Consider the following 18,613-nt stretch of genomic DNA (forward strand, 5'->3'; position numbering starts at 1 on the left):
GTGGCCGCTAGCGCAGACAGAGATTTACGCAAGCCAGCCACGCGTAGCGGTAACCGGCAAAGACCTACGGGTAACAGTGCATTTGGCCGTTCTCGCCGCAGTACGAAAACCGCCTCAAAGGCAGGTAGTAGAACGGCTTCCAGTAGTCACTGGTCGCTTCCATCACCACCGTAGTGACCTGCTGCTCCTCTAGGAAAGAGCGTAATTGGAGGATCTGATTTGTGGTTGAGCCCCAGGTGGTGACCGTCGAGGTGAACCGGCCCCGTTGGCTTCCCGGGACCCGCACGCACACCTTCGCGTTGTGCTTGGAAATATCCATGCCAGCGCCCATGCACAATGTCCATTGCTCTGCCCCTTCCCGATATTCAGCGGAATGCCTACCGCGGGAAGGACAGGGAAATATTCAGGAATCTAGCACTCGTGCTCGAAGCAACAATCCACGGTTCCCGTGGGAGTCCTTCACACCACGCTTAGAAGCGAGCTCAACCTCGGCGCCAAGGAAATCCGGCGTCATCCGCGATAGACACGGCCATCATGCACCCAACGCCCGCAGGAAAACCAGAGCCGGGAAAGTCAACCAGGCCCCCATTTTCACACCTCATGCGCGGCAACGCTCCTAGGCCGCTTAGAACTGGAACACCCCTGGCGAGACACTCCCCGTGAACCCGAAATCTGCCAGTAGCGTTCCGGGCGGGATGGTAAGACCCTGAATGATAAGGCTACTGTGTTTATGGGGTCGGCGACCTGCCAGCTCCCCTTTCGTCCATGGATCAGGAGCAGAACGATGAGCCACATCACAGCCATGCTGGAGACCTATCCGAAAGACCTCGGCGGCATTGACCGGCAAAAGCTGGCCGATTGCATCGCGGCGTGTTTTGAATGCGCACAGACCTGTACCGCCTGCGCCGATGCCTGCCTGAGCGAAGACATGGTCGCCGAGCTCACCAAGTGCATCCGCACCAACCTGGACTGCGCGGATATCTGCGCCGCCACCGGCAACATCCTGTCCCGCCACACCGGCTACGACGCCAACATCACCAAGGCTGTCCTGGAAGCCTGCGCGGTTGCATGCAAAGCGTGCGCCGATGAATGCGAACAGCACGCCGGTATGCACGAGCATTGCCGGGTCTGCGCCGAAGCCTGCCGCCGCTGCGAAAACGCCTGCAACGAACTCCTCGGATCCCTCGGACGCGGAGCCTCCGAGTAAAAACAACCATGGACGCCCTCCTCAGGCACCGGCGGAGGCGCTCCGGATCGTCCTGCCCAACCAATCGTCGTTCCGGGGCAATGGGCGAAGGAATCTACTGCGTGTCGACTCCTTGATTTTTGAGGATCCAGACGGCGAGGTGGGATTACTGTCGAATCCGGAAGCCCATCGGCCCCATCGGTAGGCTTCACTTGTTTCTGTTACGCCGAGCCGAATAGAGAGCGGAGGAGTTCCGTGTCGAACATGGGAAAGAACCAGGAAAAAGGGCACGGCCACGGTGAGCACCACTCCAACCGCAGTCGGATGATGTACCTGCGCTGGGCGGCGATGATCCTGACCGCCGTGGTTGTGATGTACGCTCTCATGTTCGTCGGTTCCTACGAGTGGAGCCACGTGCGCTGGAGCGAGAGCCGCATGTTCATGGCGCTCACGATGGGCGGGACCATGGGCCTGATAATGCTCGCCTGGATGCTGAACATGTACCGGAACACAAAGGCGAACGTGGCCGTGGTGGTCAGCCTCCTGCTGCTCGGCGGTGGGGCTTTCCTGGACCGCAGCCAGACCACAGTGCAGGACAGCGCGTTCATGAGTGGAATGATCCCGCACCATTCCCTGGCTATCACACGGTCCGAGCGCTCCGAACTGTCTGATGTCCGGGTGTGTGAACTTGCGGTTGAAATCAGCGAGGCCCAGCGCCGGGAGATTTCCGAGATGGAGTGGTTGATCGCGGATATTGAGCAGAACGGGGTAGCAGCAACGTCCCAGGAGGCCGAGGCCCGGGCGGTCCGCGATTTCGAGGAGCCCGCAGACCGCAAGTGCCCCGGGGAATGAGTGGAATCCTTCTCCCAACGCCAAGCCCATTCATGCGCGGAGAAGCCCTTCCCCTAAAGCCCAGCCTTGATGCCAGTTTCATGCAGTCAACTTTGGACAGAAGCACGGTAGGTGCAGCCGACTTCGAATGCTTCCGTGTCCGCTGGCACACCACCTCAGCGGGCGCTGCATCCCCTTGGAGATGCTCGCGGCGCTCTTGACCACAGGCCCGTATGAACCACCGGCACGCCGCGTCGAAACCCTGGATACGAGACGTCTCACGGCATCGAAAGAGCTTTGGCCTCCAAGTGCTGCTTCTAGCGAAACCACTGTCAGTTTCAGAAGTCGTCGGCACTGGATCCCGCGGAACTACGGGGCTTGTGCAGCCGACTCCTATCCGCGCCGAAAACGGGCTTGCCGCCGGTGTCCATGCCCTGGAGCAGATCACCGGCGTTACTGCCGTCGACGAATAGATCACCGATGACAGTCACTTGGCTGGTGGCGACCACGGCCGGTCCCGCCCTAACCACGCGAGCCGGTGACGGCAACGACACCAGCAGGACACCACTGGGCACCGCGGCAACCGCCGAAGACCAGTACCTACCCCGCGCGCCGGCCGCCGTATCAGCTGTATGCTCCTGGCGGCTCTATTGAACGCTTGGCCCTGATCCAGGCCGGTCCACCCCTGATCATGCTGGTGACCTACTGGCTGTGGGGATAAGCGGTTTGATTCACGCCCACGTACCGGAAAAGTGACTGTTGCGCCAATAAGGATAAGCATCCTTTCCTTTTAGGGCACAGTCTTGCGCTGAATCGGGAGAATACGAACGCCGACGGTGGGCTCCTCTCCCCCAAGCTGCGACCGTCAAGGGCCGCGGACCGATTCCAGTCAGCAGAAGTTTGCGGCCGGTTGACGTCTCATCGGCGCATCGAGTACCACAAAGTTGAACATTGGTGGTCACAAACTATTAGCCGCAGATGGGTAGCAAAATCGCTTTGACCTGCGGGAATGAGCGAAATTGCCCGATTCTCGACCCATATAAAATTGCAAATCTTCTTGCCGCTGACGGCAGTCAGGTGGGTGAGTCCCACGGTCTGCATTGAGAGCTCCAGTTGTTCGTCCAGACCGCTGGTGTCACCGGTCACCATGCCGGGCAGGAGCCCCCTGGCGTCAGCGTCCAGCCAGCCCGCGGCGGCTGAGAACTGCTTTCCCAGCGACGCCGGCCCAGAAATCCACGCACCGGCGGGTTCAAGCGCCATGGGAGCCGCGGACGCAGCTAGGATGGCCGCCTCCACCTGGCCCGAGGCCGGAGGGCGGAGCTTCCCGGCAGCGCGAACGCGCTGGCCAGGAACCACATGTTGCCAGTCAACACCGCCAACAATCACTACCGGGACCTCGGCCCGGAGCAGCCGGCCCCCTGTGCTCAGCGACGTGACGGTTGCATTCACCGCCCAGCGCGATGACAGATCGGATCCTTGCGAATTCAAGGCGCGCGGAGCGCCCGCAATTTCAACCTCTGCCAGGCATGACGCCCGGGCCGCAACAGCCTCTGCCACAGGCCCGTCATGCTTTTGTGCCGACGATACCGCCGAGTGCGCCGCGGCGGCGACGGACAGCAGCATCGCGGCTGCCATTGTCAGCAGGAAGCTCCGGCCGGCATGCCCTCCGGTCCTGTGCCGCCGCAGGACCGAGACCGCCAGCAGGACCGAGACCGCGGCCACGGCGCAGCACAGCCCGAGGAGCCATGCGGGATGCAACCAGGGCCCGGCGCCGGCGGCAGCCCACACGCAAAGGGCAGGCGGGATCAAACGAAGGTCCACCCGGCGCCGGCTCTCCCCGGCCGGGTCGGCGGCCCGTTCCTCGGGAACCAGCCTGGACAGTATCCGCCCGCGGAGGAGTTGCAGCGGCACCAATGCAGGATGAGTCACAGCTGCCGTTCCGCCCGGAGCTGGAGCCGCCGCCGGAGGAGCCGGTCCGCGCCCGCCCTGCTCCGCCGTGCCGTGCACAGCAGCCTGCACATAGCGGTGCCATCTGCTGGTTCGCCCTGACTGGCCGCCACCCATCTCAGACAGTCACTAACGGAAGCAGGGTTTCCAACATCTTGGGTCCGACGCCGTCCACGGCGTCGAGTTCCTCGGCTGTCTTGAACGGGCCCTGCTCCGAGCGCCAGTCAATGATGCGCTGGGCCAGCACGGGCCCCACGCGCGGCAGGCTGCCAAGCTCTTCGAGGGAGGCCGTGTTCAGATTGATCTTGTCCGTCGCCCCGGATTCGCCGCCGCCGCCCCCTGCGCCTGGGGTCCCGGATTTGGCCGCGGCGCCCGGAGCATCTGCCGATGCTCCATCGGGCGCCCCCTGCTGCAGAGGCTGCCCCGGTTCACCGTGGCGGGGGATGTATATTTTCTGGCCATCGTCCAGCACAGCGGCGAGATTGAGCCGGTTCAGGTCTGCGGACGCAGTTCCCCCGCCGGCTGCTGCAATGGCGTCATGGACGCGGCTTCCCTTGGGGACTCTTACTATGCCTGCCTTCTTCACTGCTCCGGCGACGTGTACGACAACGGGTCCCGTGGACGTGTTGTGGCCGGAGGCTGCGGCGGCAGTAGCCGCACTGCCGTCGGTTTCTTCAGTTCCATCAGTGCCGCGGTCATCCTCCGGTCTCCCGCTTTCGGCGGGGAACGCGCCTGGCTCGGAAGCCCTGGCCGTTTGACTGACCGCGGTCAAAGGCACCACTTCCGGGGCTGCGGCCGCTACCCGCCACCAAAACCACCCGCCTGCTGCGAGCGAGATGACGCCGAGCAGCACGGTAGCCCGAAGCCCCAGACGCCACCTGACGCGGGAAACGGCCGGACCCTGGGAAGCTACGTGGCCCGCACCAGCCGCGTTGGCGTTGCCGTAGGCGAATCCCCCGCCGCTGCCCAGTTCCAGCAGACCTGCAGGCTCTTCAGCACCGGCCACCGAGCCGGCCTCCTCCACACGATCTGGCACCGCACGATCCGCCCCGGCATGATTTGCGACTGTGCCGGCGCCCTTCGTGCCAGCCGCCGTCGTGTCAGCAGCCCGTGCACCGGGACCGCTCCCCTGCGGCGGGCCCAGACGTGCGGCCAGGCGGGTGGCAGGTTGGCCGGCGCCAGGATCCGCAGGATAAACGCCGGGAGCCGTGACCCTGCTTGCGCGTGAACGCCTGCCCGTGTCCGGGCGCGGTGCGGCGCTGGCTGCAGGTCCAGCGGTCCGGCGTGACATACGCACCACCGTAGGAGACCGCGGTTCCTTCCCGACAGGCCCGGACCGCCGTATGTGGATAGCGCGTCAGCGGGCCTTCCCGGGATCCGACTGCCCTGGCTGCCCTGGCTGAACTGGCTGCCCCGTCTGTCCGGGATGCGCAGCCGGCGCTTCCGCGGTGCCCGGTGCCTGGCTGAGGACGCCGGCACCACAGACAGAGCTCTCGCTGACGATGACGGCGAGGACACCGAGCCCGGCGTGCGCCGCGAGCACCGCCGGCAGGGAGCTGATCTGTGCCGGCGGGCTGTCCGGCAGAGCGACGGCGAGCCGGGAGGCGAGGAGTTCGGCTTCCGGCTGGTTCCCGAAGTGGTGGATGGCCAGCCTGGCCTCCTTTGGCGGCCTGGCCGCGGCGTCCGCGACCACGAGTTCCTCCAGGCGCGCGATGGCTTTGGCGGCGGAACGGATCTTTTCGAGCGGGACGATCTTGCCGCCGTCGACCGCGAGGATCGGTTTGATGGCGAACATGGTTCCCAACAGGGAGGCGGCGGCTCCGATCCGTCCGCCCCTCCGCAGCTGTTCCAGGCTCGGGACGTAAAAATACACCTTGGTCTTGGAGAGGCGTTCCTCGGCGAACCGCCGCACTTCCGCGGCGCTTCGCCCATCAGCCGCGGCCACCACAGCGCTTTGTACCGCCAGCCCCTGGGCCATGCCGACGGTCCGGGTGTCCAGCACCTCGACGGGAATGCCGACGCGTGCGGATGCGATCCGGGCGGAATCGGCGGTGCCGGAGAGATCCCCGGAGATATGAATGGACACGACCGCCTCGTAGCCGTGCCGGGCGGCCGCCAGATATGCCTGCTCAAACTGCCCGGGAGATGGCCTGGAGGTCTTGACGGGCGTGGCCGCGGCAAGGGCAACCGCGATGGTCTCGGTGATGTCGTCCTCGCCCTCACCGTAGATTTCATCACCCACCATGACCGGCATGGGCACTACCGCAAGCCGCCTGTCGAGGGAGAAGCCCCTCACCCAGTCAGCGGGAAGCGCGGCAGCGGAGTCCGTCACCACGGCGGTCCGCACGACGACGGCGGGCTCCACCGCGGACGGCACCCGCCCGGGTACGGTCACCTGGCGGAGACGGGCCAGGTGGTCTTTCAACCACAGCCAGGCGCCCGGCTCACGATCGATCACGGGACCTCCTGCGGTTCGGGCCGGCCGCCGGTGAAAACCGGCGGCCGGCGCCCGGCTGGCGAGTTGGCCCGGCTAAGCCGGGACGATGTTGACCAGTTTAGGGGCCCGCACGATGATCGTACGGATCCCGCGGCCATCAAGTGCCCGCTGGACATTTTCCGAGGCCAGCGCCAGTTCGCGCAGTTCATCCTCGGTGATACCGGGTGAAACCTCGAGCCTGTCCCTGACTTTGCCCTGGACCTGCACGACGGCGGTGATCGTTTCCTGCACCAGCAGGGCGTCGTCGTGGACCGGCCATCCGGCGTTCGCCACGGAGGCAGGGTGCCCAAGGACGTTCCACAGGTCCTCCGCAGTGTACGGAGCGAACAGGCTCAGGATGACAGCCACTGCTTCGGCTGCTTCGCGGACAGCGGGGTCCGCGCCGCCGGCGCCGGTGGCTGCATCTATGGTTTTGCGCGTGGCGTTGACCAGCTCCATCAGCTTGGCCACCACAACGTTGAACTTGTTGTTGTCCAGGAGTTCCGCGGCGTCGGCGATGGTGCGGTGCGTTACTGACCGCAGGGCACGGTCGCCGGTGGTGACGTCCACGCCGGGCTTGCTGGTCACGTCCTGTCCCAACCGCCAGGCGCGGGCCAGGAACTTCGCGGATCCCGACGGCGAGACGTCCGCCCAGTCGACGTCGTCCTCTGGCGGGGAGGCGAAGATCATGGTGAGGCGGACGGCGTCCACGCCGAATTTGTCCAACTGCTCGCCCAGGTCCACGCCGTTCCCGAGGGACTTGCTCATGGCCTTGCCGCCGTTCAGGACCTGCCCCTGGTTCAGGAGGGCGCTGAAGGGCTCGTCAGCTTCGAGGAGGCCCATGTCATGGATGACCTTGGTAAAGAAGCGTGCATAGAGCAGGTGCAGGATGGCGTGCTCGACGCCGCCGACGTACTGTCCGACCGGCATCCAGTCGTTGATCTTCGCGGGATCGAACGGACCGTCGGTGAAGTGCGGCGAAACGAAGCGCAGGAAGTACCACGACGAGTCAACGAAGGTGTCCATGGTGTCCGTGTCCCGCTGGGCTGCACGCCCGCAGTTCGGGCACTCGACGTTGACCCATTCGGCGGCGGCGGCCAGCGGCGAGGTGCCCCGCGGCGACAGCGCCTCCCCCCGCAGGTCCTCGGGAAGCGTCACCGGCAGGTGTTCGTCGGGTACCGGCACTTCGCCGCACTCGGCACAGTGGATGATGGGAATCGGTGTGCCCCAGAAGCGCTGGCGGCTCAGGAGCCAGTCACGCAGCCGGAAGTTCACGAACTTCTCTCCGGTGCCCTGCTGTTCAAGGATTTCGATGGCGGCCGGGATGGCCTCTGCCTTGGGCATGCCGTCCAGCGGACCGGAGTTGATGAGCGTGCCTTCCCCGGCCGTTGCCTTGCCGGAGGCGCCGGGGTCCTCCTCGCCGGTGTCGAGCACCGCGCGAACGGGCAGGCCGAACTCCTTGGCGAAGTCGAGGTCGCGCTGGTCGTGCGCGGGGACGGCCATGATGGCGCCCGTGCCGTAGTCGGCCAGGACGTAGTCCGCGGCCCAGACGGGCAGCTTTTCACCGTTAAGCGGGTTAATGGCGTAGCGGCCGGTGAACACGCCCGTCTTTTCGCGCTCCGTGGACTGGCGTTCGATATCCGAGAGGGCCTTGACCTTTTCACGGTAAGCCATGAGCGCGTCGTGCTGTTCGGGGGTGACCAGATCCAGGGCCAGGTGCGCGTCCGCGGCCACGACGAAGAAGGTGGCACCGTACAGGGTGTCCGGACGCGTGGTGAAGACGGTGACTTCCCGCTCGGCACGTCCGTCCGCGGCTTCGATCACGAAGCGCACATGGGCACCTTCAGAACGGCCGATCCAGTTCCGCTGCATCGCCAGTACCCGCTCGGGCCAGCGCCCCTGAAGCTCGGACATGTCATCCAGCAGCCGGTCGGCGTAGTCGGTGATCTTGAAGTACCACTGGTTCAACGACTTCTTGGTCACGGCCGTGCCGCAGCGCTCGCAGGAACCGTTGACAACTTGCTCGTTGGCCAGCACGGTCAGGTCCTTCGGACACCAGTTGACGGGTGAGTCCTTGCGGTACGCGAGGCCGCGCTCGTAGAAACGCTTGAACAGCCACTGGGTCCAGCGGTAGTACTCCGGGTCGGACGTGTGCAGGCGGCGTGACCAGTCAGCAGAGATGGCGTAGCGCTTGAACGACGCCGCCTGGGTCTCAATGTTGGCGTAGGTCCACTCGCTGGGGTGGGCGTTGCGCTTGATGGCGGCGTTCTCCGCGGGAAGGCCGAAGGAGTCCCAGCCGATCGGGTGCAGCACGTCGTAGCCCTGCTGGCGAAGGTAGCGCGCCACGACGTCGCCCATGGCGAAAGCCTCGGCGTGCCCCATGTGGAGGTCGCCCGATGGATAGGGGAACATGTCCAGGACATAGCGGCGCTCGCGCGAACCATCGTCGGCGGGTGTGAAGACCTTCAGGTCCTCCCACACTTGCGGCCACCGGGCCTCCATGGCTGCGAAGCTGTAAGCACCCTCCTCGGGGACTTCGGCTCCACCTGCTGTTGTTCCGGTTTCGGTCTCCGGCTGAACGCTCACTGCTGCCCTCTTCTGTTCTGTCATGACGTCTGTCTGTCACAACGGTCTGATCCACTGCCGCCTGCCGGGAACGAGTCCCGGACACACAAAAGCCCCTCGACATGGAGGGGCGGCCGCTCGGTAGTCCGTAGTTCCGGGATACCGGGCGGCTAGCTAAGCAGGAGGATCGCACGCATAAACCTACTCTAGCCTCTCCGCGGGATTCATGCTGAAAAGAGGGAAAAAGGCAGCGGTCCCGGACCCGTGGCTTCCACGGGTCCGGGACCGCTACCGGGCCCCTATTGGGCCGGTCCGGGCAATTACCTCACGTCGTCGTCGACCCAGTCCATGGACTTGGTCACGGCCTTCCTCCACAACCGCATCTGGCGGTCCTGCTCGGCCTTGTCCAGCGTGGGCTCCCAGCGCTTGTCCTCGGACCAGTTCGCGGACAGTTCCCCGAGGTCCTTCCAGAACCCGACGGCGAGACCGGCGGCGTACGCTGCGCCGAGCGCGGTGGTCTCCACCACCTTCGGGCGGATGACGGGGACACCCAGGATGTCTGCCTGGAACTGCATGAGGGCATCGTTGGCGACCATGCCGCCGTCGACCTTCAGCTCGGTGAGCGGAACGCCCGAGTCGGCGTTGACCGCATCCAGCACCTCGCGGGTCTGGAAGGCGGTGGCCTCCAGGGCGGCCCTGGCGATGTGGTTCTTGTTGACGAACCGGGTGAGGCCCACGATGGCGCCGCGTGCATCCGAGCGCCAGTACGGGGCGAACAGACCCGAGAAGGCAGGAACGATGTAGACGCCGCCATTGTCCTTCACGGATGCCGCCAGGGTCTCCACTTCCGGTGCGCTGCTGATCATGCCGAGGTTGTCGCGCAGCCACTGGATGAGCGAGCCGGTGACGGCGATCGAGCCTTCCAGGGCGTAGTGCGGCGCGGCGTCCCCCAGCTTGTACCCCACCGTCGTCAGGAGGCCGTTCTTGGAGTGGACGATCTCCTCGCCGGTGTTGAAAATGAGGAAGCAGCCGGTGCCGTACGTGTTCTTGGCCTCGCCTGTCTGGAACGCCGCCTGGCCGAAGGTGGCCGCCTGCTGGTCCCCGAGGATGCCCGCGACCGGAACCTCGCGCAGCAGCTGGGATGTGTGGACCGTGCCGTAGACCTCGGAGGAGGACTTGATGGCCGGCATCATGGTGGCGGGGACACCGAAGATGCCCATAATGTCCTCGTCCCACTGCAGAGTGTCCAGGTCCATGAACAGGGTCCGGGACGCGTTGGTGACGTCGGTGACATGTACCCCGCCGTCCACACCGCCGGTCAGGTTCCAGAGCACCCAGGCGTCCGTGTTGCCGAAGATCAGGTCGCCGGCCTCGGCCTTCGCCCGGGCACCGTCTACGTTGTCCAGAATCCATTTGATCTTCGTGCCGGAGAAATAGGTTGCCAGCGGCAGGCCGACCTTCTGCTTGAAGCGGTCCGCCCCGCCGTCCTTGGCCAGTTCATTCACGATCGGCTGGGTCCGCGTGTCCTGCCAGACGATCGCGTTGTAGACAGCCTCGCCGGTGGTCTTGTCCCACACCACCGCGGTCTCCCGCTGGTTGGTGATGCCGACACCAGCAATGTCGTGCCTGGTCAGGTTCGCCTTGGACAATGCGGAGGCGATGACCTCACGGGTGTTGTTCCAGATCTCTGCGGGATTGTGTTCCACCCATCCTGCCTGCGGGAAGATCTGCTCGTGCTCCATTTGCCCGGAGGAGACGATGTTGCCGCTCTGGTCGAAGACGATTGCCCGGGTGCTGGTGGTGCCCTGGTCGATGGCGATTACGTACTGGCTCATGATGACGTCCTTGTCCTAATGGTGTAGCTGAAGGAATGTGTGCTGTGGATCAGGGAAATGCTGTGCTTCGGGTTCAAGTAGCAGCGGTGAACACGATGGGGAGCAGCCCGGCGAGGCCTGCCAGTGTTCCGCCGATCAGGGGTCCGACAACAGGGATCCAGGAGTAACTCCAGTCGCTGGACCCCTTCCCCTTGATGGGCAGGATGGCATGGGCGATGCGGGGTCCGAGGTCCCGGGCGGGGTTGATGGCGTAACCGGTGGGTCCACCGAGGGATACGCCGATGCCCACCACCAGGAGCGCCACCGCCAGCGGGCCAAGCCCCGAGGGGGTCCCGCCGAAGGTGAGGATCACGAAGACCAGCACGAACGTGCCGATGATTTCAGTGGCCAGGTTCCACGGCGCGGAGCGGATGGCCGGGCCGGTGGAGAAGACGCCCAGCTTGCTGGCCGGCTCAGGTTCCACGTCAAAGTGCTGCTTGTATGCAAGCCACACGACCACAGCGCCCAGGAACGCGCCCAGCATTTCGCCTCCGAAGTAGGTCAGCGTTGAGGCGAAATCAACGGGGACTCCGGGTGCGTATTCCTCCTTGCCGTTGACGAGCAGCCCCAGTGTGACGGCCGGGTTAATATGGGCGCCGGACCGGACCGCCACATAGACGCCCGCAAACACGGCGATGCCCCACCCCCAGGTGACCATCAGGAACCCGCCGTTGTTGCCCTTTGTGCCCTTGAGCGCCACGTTGGCTACGACGCCGCAACCCAGCAGGGTCAGCATCGCGGTTCCGAAGACTTCGGAAATAAAAACCAGTCCAAGAGACATCGTTGACTCCTTGTTTTGTGTTGTCAGTTCTTCGCGGGTTTGAAGGACTGTGGTGCCGCACTAGGCGACCAGGCTGTGGATCTCGATGCGGTGGTACCGCCTAAGCACCTCCTCCGCATGGTGGATCTCGGCGGCGCGCTCTGACGCGTCCCAGCCCAGCGGCCCCGCCAGAACCTCGGCGACTTCGTTCAGCAGCTCGCCGGTGACCAGCCCCCGGAACGCCAGAGAGGTCCGTCGGACCAGGACATCGACGAGATGGCCGACCTGCTCATGTGCCGCCATGAATTCCAACTCCCGGACGCTCAGTTCCCGGGTCGAACGGAGCAGGCTGTCCGGGCCCCCGTCGAGGTACTCGATAACGGCCGCGGCACGAGTGCCGTATCTCGTCAGCAGGCCGGCGGCCCTGTCGGCGTCGCGGGCTCCGTTCATGTTCGCCTTGATCCATTGCTGGATCCCGGCATCAGAGTCCGGGAAGCCGGCGCCGCCGCCGATGGCGAGTTTCGCCGTCGAGACCTTCCGTTCCATCCCCAATTCGGCGAGGACATCGTTGCTCAGGTGTTCCGCGAGTGCGCGGAACGTCGTCCACTTGCCTCCCACCAGGCTGAGTACGACGGCGCCGCTGCCGCCGGCTTCCGGGGCGCGCCGCTCGATGCGGTAGTCGCGGGAGACGAACCCCGGCTGGGTGGCATCGTGCCGGGGCAGCGGGCGGACACCGGAGAACGTGTAGACGATCTGTTCCCGGTTTACGGAGATCGCGGGGAAGACGTGGCTGATGAGGTCGAAGAAATAGTCGATCTCACCTTCCGTGCACACGGCGTCTTCAGCCATGTCGGCTTTGACGTCAGTGGTGCCCACCAGGACGCGGTCGCCCATGGGGTAGATCAGGACGATCCGGCCGTCGGTGTGCTCGAAGAAAATTTCGCGGCCGTTGCAGGCCGCCAACAGGCCGGGGTGGTCGAGGACGATGTGGGAGCCCTTTGTACCGCCCATGAACGAAGACGCGGCGCCCATCGCCTGGTTGGTGAGATCGACCCAGGCGCCGGTGGTGTTGATAATGACATCCGCGGTGAAGTCGAAGACCTCGCCTGTCAGTTCATCACGCAGCTCCACTGTGCTGGAGCCGCCTGACTGTGCCTTGGCCGAGGCCAGGGACACGTAGTTGCTGGCACGGGCGCTGCCTGCCGCATTCGCGGCGCCGGCCTTCTCGCCGTCTTGGAGGACGTCAAGCGTGAGGCGCTCCGGGTTGTGGACGGAGGCGTCGAAGTACGTAGCGGTGTATTTGACCCCGGGGTTCAGGAGCGGCAATTCCGACAGTGTTTTCTTGCGGCCGCGGAACTGGTGGCGGGGGACGCTGCCGCCGTCGCGGGAGAAGGAGTCGTACAGGCTGAGCCCGAGCTTGATAAGGAAGGCGCCGCGTTCCTTGGGCTTGCCCTGTTGCTTGTGGGTCAGGAAACGCAGGGGTGCCGAGAGGACCCCGGAGAAGGTGCTGAATATCGGAATGGTGGTTTGCAGCGGCTTGACGTAGTGGGGCGCAATCCGCAGGAGGCGGTTGCGTTCCACCACGGATTCGCGGACGAGGCGGAACTCGCCGTTTTCGAGGTAGCGGATGCCGCCGTGGATCATGTGCGAGGAAGCGCCGCTGGCGCCTTGGCAGTAGTCGCCGCGCTCCACGAGCGCCACGTCGACGCCTTGCAGGGCCAGATCGCGGAAGGTGCCGACCCCGTTGATGCCGCCTCCGACGATCAGCACGCGGGCGTGGGGCCGCTGCCGAAGGCTTGCCACGGATGCGCGCGCTGCGGTGTGCACTGCGCCGGAGGTGAACGGATGGCCGGATGAATCCTTGAATCCCAAAACTGCTCCTTTGGGTTGGGTTGTTGTCGGCGGCACGCTGTGGAGCGGACTGCCTTGCATCCCCTATTCTTCGAAGTATTGGAAAATGTCGTCAAGCACTATGCACAAACGTGCAGAACGGAGCCGCGATGCCGCGCCCACGCCATTCCGAAGCCCTTCGGGCTGCCCAACTCTACTACCTGCAGGACCTCACCATGGACGCCATAGCCCGGGAGCTGCGCACCTCCCGCTCCACGGTTTCCCGGCTCCTTTCGACGGCCCGCGAAACGGGCCTGGTGCAGATCCAGATCCGCAGTCCGTTGGACACCGGCCCCGAATTGGAACGGCTGATCCGGTCGGAGTACGGGGTGGACGTGCACGTGGTACCGGTCCTGGACACGCTCAATGAGGCGGAAACACTCGACCGCGTGGCCATGCAGGCCGCCCGGACCATTGGGCCTCTCGTGGATTCCAATGCCATCATCGGCGTGGCCTGGGGAGCCACGCTCAGTGCCGTCAGCCGGCATCTCACCCGGAAAATCACCCACGACACCGTCGTGGTGCAGCTGAACGGGGCGGGCAATATGCAGACCACGGGCATCACGTACGCGAGCGACATCATGCGCCGCTTCGGCAGCGCATACGGGGCGCGGGTTGAGCAGTTTCCCGTACCGGCCTTCTTCGACCACGCGGCAACAAAGACCGCCATGTGGAATGAGCGGAGCGTTCAGCGCATCCTGGATCTGCAGTCCCGGATGAGCATTGCGATCTTCGGTGTCGGCTCCGTGGATGCGGACTATCCCAGCCACGTGTATGCCGGCGGCTACCTCGACGAGGACGACCTGAACGTCCTGGCCAGCTCCGACGTGGTGGGGGACGTGGCCACAGTATTTTTCCGGGCCGATGGCTCTTCCGACGGCATCACGCTCAACGAACGCTCCACCGGACCTTCCCTCGACCGCTTGCGCCAGGTCCGCCGGCGGATCTGCGTGGTGTCCGGGGCATCCAAGATCAACGGGCTGCGTGGAGCCTTGGCCGCCGGCCTCGCCACTGACCTGATCCTGGACGAGGCGTCGGCCCGCCGGCTGGTCAGTCTCGACGGGAACTGAACGGGGCCGCCGGCGCTCCCGGCTTTCACGGCCGAGGGGACGTGGCGCCTTCCGTCGCCGGCACCGTCGCCGACAGTTCCGCCACAGACAGTGACCCGGCAGCAGACGGCACGGCTGTTGGTTCAGAGTCCGGCAGCGGCTGCTTTGCAGGTTCCTTCGTGACGTCCTGGGCTGGAACCGGCTTTGGAGCCGGCGCGGAGCTTGGTGCCGCACTTGGCGAAGGGGCCGGCGAAGGAGCAGCGGGGGCAGGTGCGACTTTCGGAGCCGCCTTAGTCGGAGAAGGGGCCGGCGTCCTGGCCGGAGCTGGGGCGGGCGTCCTGGCCGGTGCAGGGGCGGGCGTCCTGGCCGGTGCAGGGGCGGGCGTCCTGGCCGGTGCAGGGGCGGGCGTCCTGGCCGGTGCAGGGGCGGGCGTCCTGGCCGGTGCAGGGGCGGGAACAGCTTTGGCTGGAGTAGAGGACTTCTTCGCCTTTGAAGCAGTGCTCTTCGGCGCTTCATGCTCGTGGTCCTCCTCGTCATGGTGGTGGGCTTTAGTAGCCGGGACCGCCCACGCGGGATCGTCCGTCGTCCGGCCGGCCTTCCGGTAGTCCGTCATGGCGACGTCGGCAAAGGGCAGCGATGGGCTCAGCGGCAGCAGTGTCCATTTCGCAGGGTCTGTGTGGCTGCCGTTCAGAACCGTTTCGAAATGGAGGTGGCATCCTGTTGATGCACCGGTGGTCCCCACCTTGGCAATGACTTCCCCGACCTCTACCGACTGGCCTTTCTTGACCGCAATGCCTTCGAGATGGTTGTAAGTGGTGATGAGGCCGTTGCCGTGATCGACTTCCACCCTGTTGCCGCCACCCCATCGATGCCATCCCACTGCCCGCACCACGCCGGCATCCGCGGGGTACACGCGGGTTCCGCAGGCGGCGGCAAAGTCCAGACCCCAGTGGAACTCCCCCGCCGAGCCGGTGATCGGATTTTTTCGCAGCCCGAAGGGTGAACTGCGATTAAGGACCTCCAGCGGCGACATCAGGGTTCCGGCTGAGGGACGCCGCCGTTGGGCTTGCGCGGCATCGAGTTTCCGGACCACTTCCTTCGGCCTGGTAAGGACTTCGGTTCGGCTGTAGGAAAGAACTGCCCCGGCCGGTGCCAAGATGGCACCGGCGCCCGGAGCGGAATCCCGCCCGGTCAACGCAACGGCAGCGGAGCCGGGCGGTGTTTTCACTGAGACGTTGCCAGTCACTTGGGCTGCCGTCTCCCCGGAGGAAAGAACTGCGCCGCTGCCATGGACTCCAACGGCATTTGCCGCCAGGAAAGCGGTACCCGCTACGGCCAGCCGAACGGCGTGACGACGATGCCGGGCCGCGCGCCGGACAGCGGCCTGTGCCAGATGTTTTGCCAACGGATTCTCCCCCATGAAGGCCGCCTGGATGCTTCTGCGTGGCGGTCGTTTCTACCATGGGAACATGACGGGCAGGCCGGAGGAATCGAGATGGCCGCGTATGTGGATAAGCTAGGAAAATCCTTGCCCCCGCTTGATCCAACTGCGCAAATCCTGACAGGAAGCTGAGCAATCCCGGCGAGCGACAGGAAGCCGCGCTGAGGCTCAGGTGCCGCAGAAGGTCCGGTAGGTGCCGAAATCTTCGGGGGCGGCAGCCGCGTAGCGCTCCAGGCCGGGCCGCTCCGTAAAGGGCGTGGTTACGGCGTCCAGGAGCCGTTCGAAGGGAGCCAGGTCATCTGCGGTGGCGGCGTCGAGGGCTTCCTCCACCAGATGGTTCCGGGGAATGTAGGCAGGGTTGACCCGGTCCATCGCGTCGGCGTCCGGGTCCAGGGCGCGCCAGCGCTGAACCCAGCCGTCGAACCCGGAGGGTTCCGGGAACATGCTCCGCGCAGGCTCGGTCTGGCCGCGGGCGGCCCTGCCGAGGCGCCGGAAGAACGACGTGTAGTCGACGTGCCCCGCCTGAAGGAGGGCCAGAATCTCGTCGACGAGACCCGACGTCACGTCGTCGTCGGAACCATCCTGCAGTCCCAGCTTGGCCGACATGCCCGCCGACCAGGCGGCACTGTAGTGCCGGCGGAACCCGCCGAGTGATTCCACCGCGAGTTCCACAGCCTTCTCCTCGTCGTCGTGGAGAAGGGGCAGGAGCGACTCGGCCAGCCGGGCAAGGTTCCACTCCGCCACCACGGGCTGGTTGCGGTAGGCGTACCGTCCGCCCTCGTCTATGGAACTGTAGACCGCGGCCGGGTCGAATGCCTCCATGAAGGCACACGGGCCGTAGTCGATGGTCTCCCCCGAGATGGCCATGTTGTCCGTATTCATGACCCCGTGCACGAACCCCACCAGCATCCAGCGGGCCACCAGTGACGCCTGGGCGGCCACCACCGCCTGGAACAGGACAGCATAGGGGTTCCCGCCTTCCGCCGCGGCCGGGTAGTGACGCGTGATTGCGTGGTCGGCCAGGCGGCGCAGGAGGCCCACGTTGCCTGTAGCCCGTGCGTACTGGAAGCTGCCGATGCGCAGGTGGCTGCTCGCAACCCGGGTGAGCACAGCCCCGGGGAGGAGGGTCTCTCGCTGCACCTGCCGCCCCGTCGCCACCACGGCGAGGGAGCGTGTGGTGGGGATGGCCAACGCATGCATCGCCTCGCTCACGAGGTATTCGCGCAGCATCGGCCCGACTACTGCCCACCCGTCCCCGCCCCGGGCGAAGGGAGTGCGCCCCGAGCCTTTGAGGTGGATGTCGCGAAGCTGGCCGTCCGCGTGGGCAATCTCTCCGAGCAGAAGGGCACGCCCGTCGCCGAGCCGGGGGGCGTACCAGCCGAACTGGTGGCCGGCATAGGCCTGAGCCACCGGAGTGGCCTCCGCGGGGACCGCGTTGCCGATCAGCAGCAGCAACCCTTCCGGACTCCGGAGGAATGCGGGGTCGAGGCCAAGATCCGTGGCGAGTGGTTCGTTGAGCACCAGCAGTTGCGGGTCGGGAGCCTCTTCCGCCCGCCACGGAATGGCCAGCTCCGCAAACTCCCGGGCAAAGCGGCCATCAAAGGTGACGGCGGACTGGGCTGTGTCACTCATCCATCAAGGATATCGCCGGCGCCACGGTCAGCGGCGCCGTTGACCGGGTTCGCGCGGCAGGCCAGCCATATCGGTAGAGTCATAGCCATGACTACCTCACCCCGGCTCAGCCTGAACAACGGCGTGCTGATCGACCAGTTGGGATTCGGGCTCTACAAGGTCCCCCGGGACGAGACAGCGAAGCTGGTAACCATGGCCCTCGAAGCCGGATACCGCCACTTTGACACCGCGGCGATGTACGGCAACGAATCCGGCGTGGCCCGCGGCGTCGTTTCACTGTACGGCGTGGAGGCGACCCGCGGGGGCTCGGGCGAATCCGCGCCACCCACCTCCCGGGAAGACCTGTTCATCACCACCAAGGTCTGGAACGACGACCACGGCTACGACGCCACACTGCGGGCCTTCGACCGGTCAATGATCAATTTGGGCCTGGAATACGTGGACATGTACCTGATCCACTGGCCGTGCCCCAAGCGCGGACTGTTCCCGGAAACCTACCGTGCGCTCGAGACGCTCTACCGGGAGGGCAAGGTGCGGGCGATCGGCGTATCCAACTTCCAGGCGCAGCACTTGGACCGGCTCCTGGAGACCGCCGAAGTTGTGCCTGCCGTCAACCAGATCGAGCTCCATCCCTGGCTGCAGCAGACGGAACTGAGGGAGAAGCACCGGGAGCTGGGCATTGTCACCGAGGCATGGAGCCCGCTGGGCCGCGGGCAGATCCTGGAGGACCCGGACATCCTGGCGCTCGCCGCCGAGTACAAGGTCACGGCGGCCCAGATCATTCTGCGGTGGCACCTGCAGCTGGGACACGTCGCCATCCCCAAGGCAAGCTCCTGGGACCGGATCCGCCAGAACCTCGACATTTTCGGCTTTGAACTGTCCGCCCTGGACATGGCTGACATCGCAGGCCTGGACCGCGGCCACCGTACCGGCTCCCACCCTGACAACGTCAACTAGGACCA

Annotated in this window: 15 protein-coding genes and 1 pseudogene; 6 read left to right on the forward strand and 10 right to left on the reverse strand. The window is 65.5% G+C overall.

What is annotated here, in order from left to right:
• Positions 1 to 121: 121 nt before the first annotated feature.
• Positions 122 to 331: pseudogene (locus tag AC6CH3_RS05015) on the reverse strand (IS110 family transposase); the annotation flags it as partial.
• A gap of 453 nt (positions 332 to 784) precedes the next feature.
• On the opposite strand from AC6CH3_RS05015, the gene AC6CH3_RS05020 reads away from it, so the two are divergent.
• The 3 genes from AC6CH3_RS05020 to AC6CH3_RS05030 all read left to right on the forward strand — a co-directional run bounded on the left by AC6CH3_RS05020 (position 785) and on the right by AC6CH3_RS05030 (position 2,671).
• The gene (locus AC6CH3_RS05020) at positions 785 to 1,207 is read left to right on the forward strand and encodes a four-helix bundle copper-binding protein (RefSeq protein ID WP_498131395.1); all 423 of its coding nucleotides are present in this window, start codon (positions 785 to 787) and stop codon (positions 1,205 to 1,207) included.
• 243 nt (positions 1,208 to 1,450) lie between these two features.
• Positions 1,451 to 2,038, forward strand: coding sequence for a DUF305 domain-containing protein (locus AC6CH3_RS05025; protein WP_498131533.1), 588 nt, complete (start codon positions 1,451 to 1,453; stop codon positions 2,036 to 2,038).
• Between the two features lie 459 nt (positions 2,039 to 2,497).
• A complete protein-coding gene (locus AC6CH3_RS05030) occupies positions 2,498 to 2,671 on the forward strand; it encodes a hypothetical protein (protein WP_498131396.1) in 174 nt (57 codons plus the stop codon).
• 264 nt (positions 2,672 to 2,935) lie between these two features.
• On the opposite strand, the gene AC6CH3_RS05035 is transcribed toward AC6CH3_RS05030, so the two are convergent.
• From AC6CH3_RS05035 to AC6CH3_RS05065, 7 genes are all read right to left on the reverse strand, one after another.
• A complete protein-coding gene (locus AC6CH3_RS05035) occupies positions 2,936 to 3,928 on the reverse strand; it encodes a ComEC/Rec2 family competence protein (protein WP_498131397.1) in 993 nt (330 codons plus the stop codon).
• Positions 3,929 to 4,082: 154 nt separating this feature from the next.
• Entirely contained in the window at positions 4,083 to 5,000 is a 918-nt protein-coding gene (locus tag AC6CH3_RS05040) for a ComEA family DNA-binding protein (protein ID WP_498131398.1), read from the reverse strand.
• 321 nt (positions 5,001 to 5,321) lie between these two features.
• Entirely contained in the window at positions 5,322 to 6,422 is a 1,101-nt protein-coding gene (locus AC6CH3_RS05045; RefSeq protein ID WP_498131399.1) for a DegV family protein, read from the reverse strand.
• 72 nt (positions 6,423 to 6,494) lie between these two features.
• Positions 6,495 to 9,026, reverse strand: a complete 2,532-nt coding sequence (gene leuS, locus AC6CH3_RS05050; protein ID WP_498131534.1) for a leucine--tRNA ligase — start codon at positions 9,024 to 9,026, stop codon at positions 6,495 to 6,497.
• A 299-nt stretch (positions 9,027 to 9,325) separates the two neighbouring features.
• Positions 9,326 to 10,840 (reverse strand): glycerol kinase GlpK, encoded by a 1,515-nt coding sequence (gene glpK, locus AC6CH3_RS05055; RefSeq protein WP_498131400.1) that lies wholly within the window; start codon positions 10,838 to 10,840, stop codon positions 9,326 to 9,328.
• Positions 10,841 to 10,913: 73 nt separating this feature from the next.
• On the reverse strand, positions 10,914 to 11,660 hold the full coding sequence (locus AC6CH3_RS05060) for an MIP/aquaporin family protein (protein WP_498131401.1): 747 nt from the start codon (positions 11,658 to 11,660) through the stop codon (positions 10,914 to 10,916).
• A gap of 60 nt (positions 11,661 to 11,720) precedes the next feature.
• Positions 11,721 to 13,511: a glycerol-3-phosphate dehydrogenase/oxidase gene (locus tag AC6CH3_RS05065; RefSeq protein ID WP_498131402.1), complete on the reverse strand. Its 1,791-nt coding sequence runs from the start codon at positions 13,509 to 13,511 to the stop codon at positions 11,721 to 11,723.
• Positions 13,512 to 13,639: 128 nt separating this feature from the next.
• On the opposite strand from AC6CH3_RS05065, the gene AC6CH3_RS05070 reads away from it, so the two are divergent.
• Positions 13,640 to 14,599, forward strand: a complete 960-nt coding sequence (locus AC6CH3_RS05070) for a sugar-binding transcriptional regulator (protein ID WP_498131403.1) — start codon at positions 13,640 to 13,642, stop codon at positions 14,597 to 14,599.
• A 25-nt stretch (positions 14,600 to 14,624) separates the two neighbouring features.
• Here the strand turns inward: AC6CH3_RS05070 and AC6CH3_RS05075 are convergent, their stop codons facing one another.
• A complete protein-coding gene (locus AC6CH3_RS05075; protein WP_498131404.1) occupies positions 14,625 to 15,824 on the reverse strand; it encodes a M23 family metallopeptidase in 1,200 nt (399 codons plus the stop codon).
• A 42-nt stretch (positions 15,825 to 15,866) separates the two neighbouring features.
• On the opposite strand from AC6CH3_RS05075, the gene AC6CH3_RS05080 reads away from it, so the two are divergent.
• The gene (locus AC6CH3_RS05080) at positions 15,867 to 16,151 is read left to right on the forward strand and encodes a hypothetical protein (protein ID WP_498131405.1); all 285 of its coding nucleotides are present in this window, start codon (positions 15,867 to 15,869) and stop codon (positions 16,149 to 16,151) included.
• 36 nt (positions 16,152 to 16,187) lie between these two features.
• On the opposite strand, the gene AC6CH3_RS05085 is transcribed toward AC6CH3_RS05080, so the two are convergent.
• On the reverse strand, positions 16,188 to 17,651 hold the full coding sequence (locus AC6CH3_RS05085) for a protein adenylyltransferase SelO (RefSeq protein WP_498131406.1): 1,464 nt from the start codon (positions 17,649 to 17,651) through the stop codon (positions 16,188 to 16,190).
• A gap of 87 nt (positions 17,652 to 17,738) precedes the next feature.
• On the opposite strand from AC6CH3_RS05085, the gene AC6CH3_RS05090 reads away from it, so the two are divergent.
• Positions 17,739 to 18,608 carry an aldo/keto reductase gene (locus tag AC6CH3_RS05090; protein ID WP_498131407.1) on the forward strand — a complete coding sequence of 290 codons (870 nt, stop codon included), beginning with the start codon at positions 17,739 to 17,741 and terminating at the stop codon, positions 18,606 to 18,608.
• The last annotated feature ends 5 nt before the right edge of the window (positions 18,609 to 18,613 follow it).

This window comes from Arthrobacter sp. GQ119, assembly GCF_059759125.1.

Bases quoted from the DNA above. Each gene is read 5' to 3' on its own strand.
- glpK (WP_498131400.1), bottom strand. From the start codon at position 10,840: ATGAGCCAGTACGTAATCGCCATCGACCAGGGCACCACCAGCACCCGG.
- AC6CH3_RS05030 (WP_498131396.1), top strand. From the start codon at position 2,498: ATGACAGTCACTTGGCTGGTGGCGACCACGGCCGGTCCCGCCCTAACC.
- AC6CH3_RS05060 (WP_498131401.1), bottom strand. From the start codon at position 11,660: ATGTCTCTTGGACTGGTTTTTATTTCCGAAGTCTTCGGAACCGCGATG.
- AC6CH3_RS05090 (WP_498131407.1), top strand. From the start codon at position 17,739: ATGACTACCTCACCCCGGCTCAGCCTGAACAACGGCGTGCTGATCGAC.
- AC6CH3_RS05020 (WP_498131395.1), top strand. From the start codon at position 785: ATGAGCCACATCACAGCCATGCTGGAGACCTATCCGAAAGACCTCGGC.
- AC6CH3_RS05080 (WP_498131405.1), top strand. From the start codon at position 15,867: ATGGACTCCAACGGCATTTGCCGCCAGGAAAGCGGTACCCGCTACGGC.
- AC6CH3_RS05085 (WP_498131406.1), bottom strand. From the start codon at position 17,651: ATGAGTGACACAGCCCAGTCCGCCGTCACCTTTGATGGCCGCTTTGCC.
- AC6CH3_RS05025 (WP_498131533.1), top strand. From the start codon at position 1,451: ATGGGAAAGAACCAGGAAAAAGGGCACGGCCACGGTGAGCACCACTCC.
- AC6CH3_RS05070 (WP_498131403.1), top strand. From the start codon at position 13,640: ATGCCGCGCCCACGCCATTCCGAAGCCCTTCGGGCTGCCCAACTCTAC.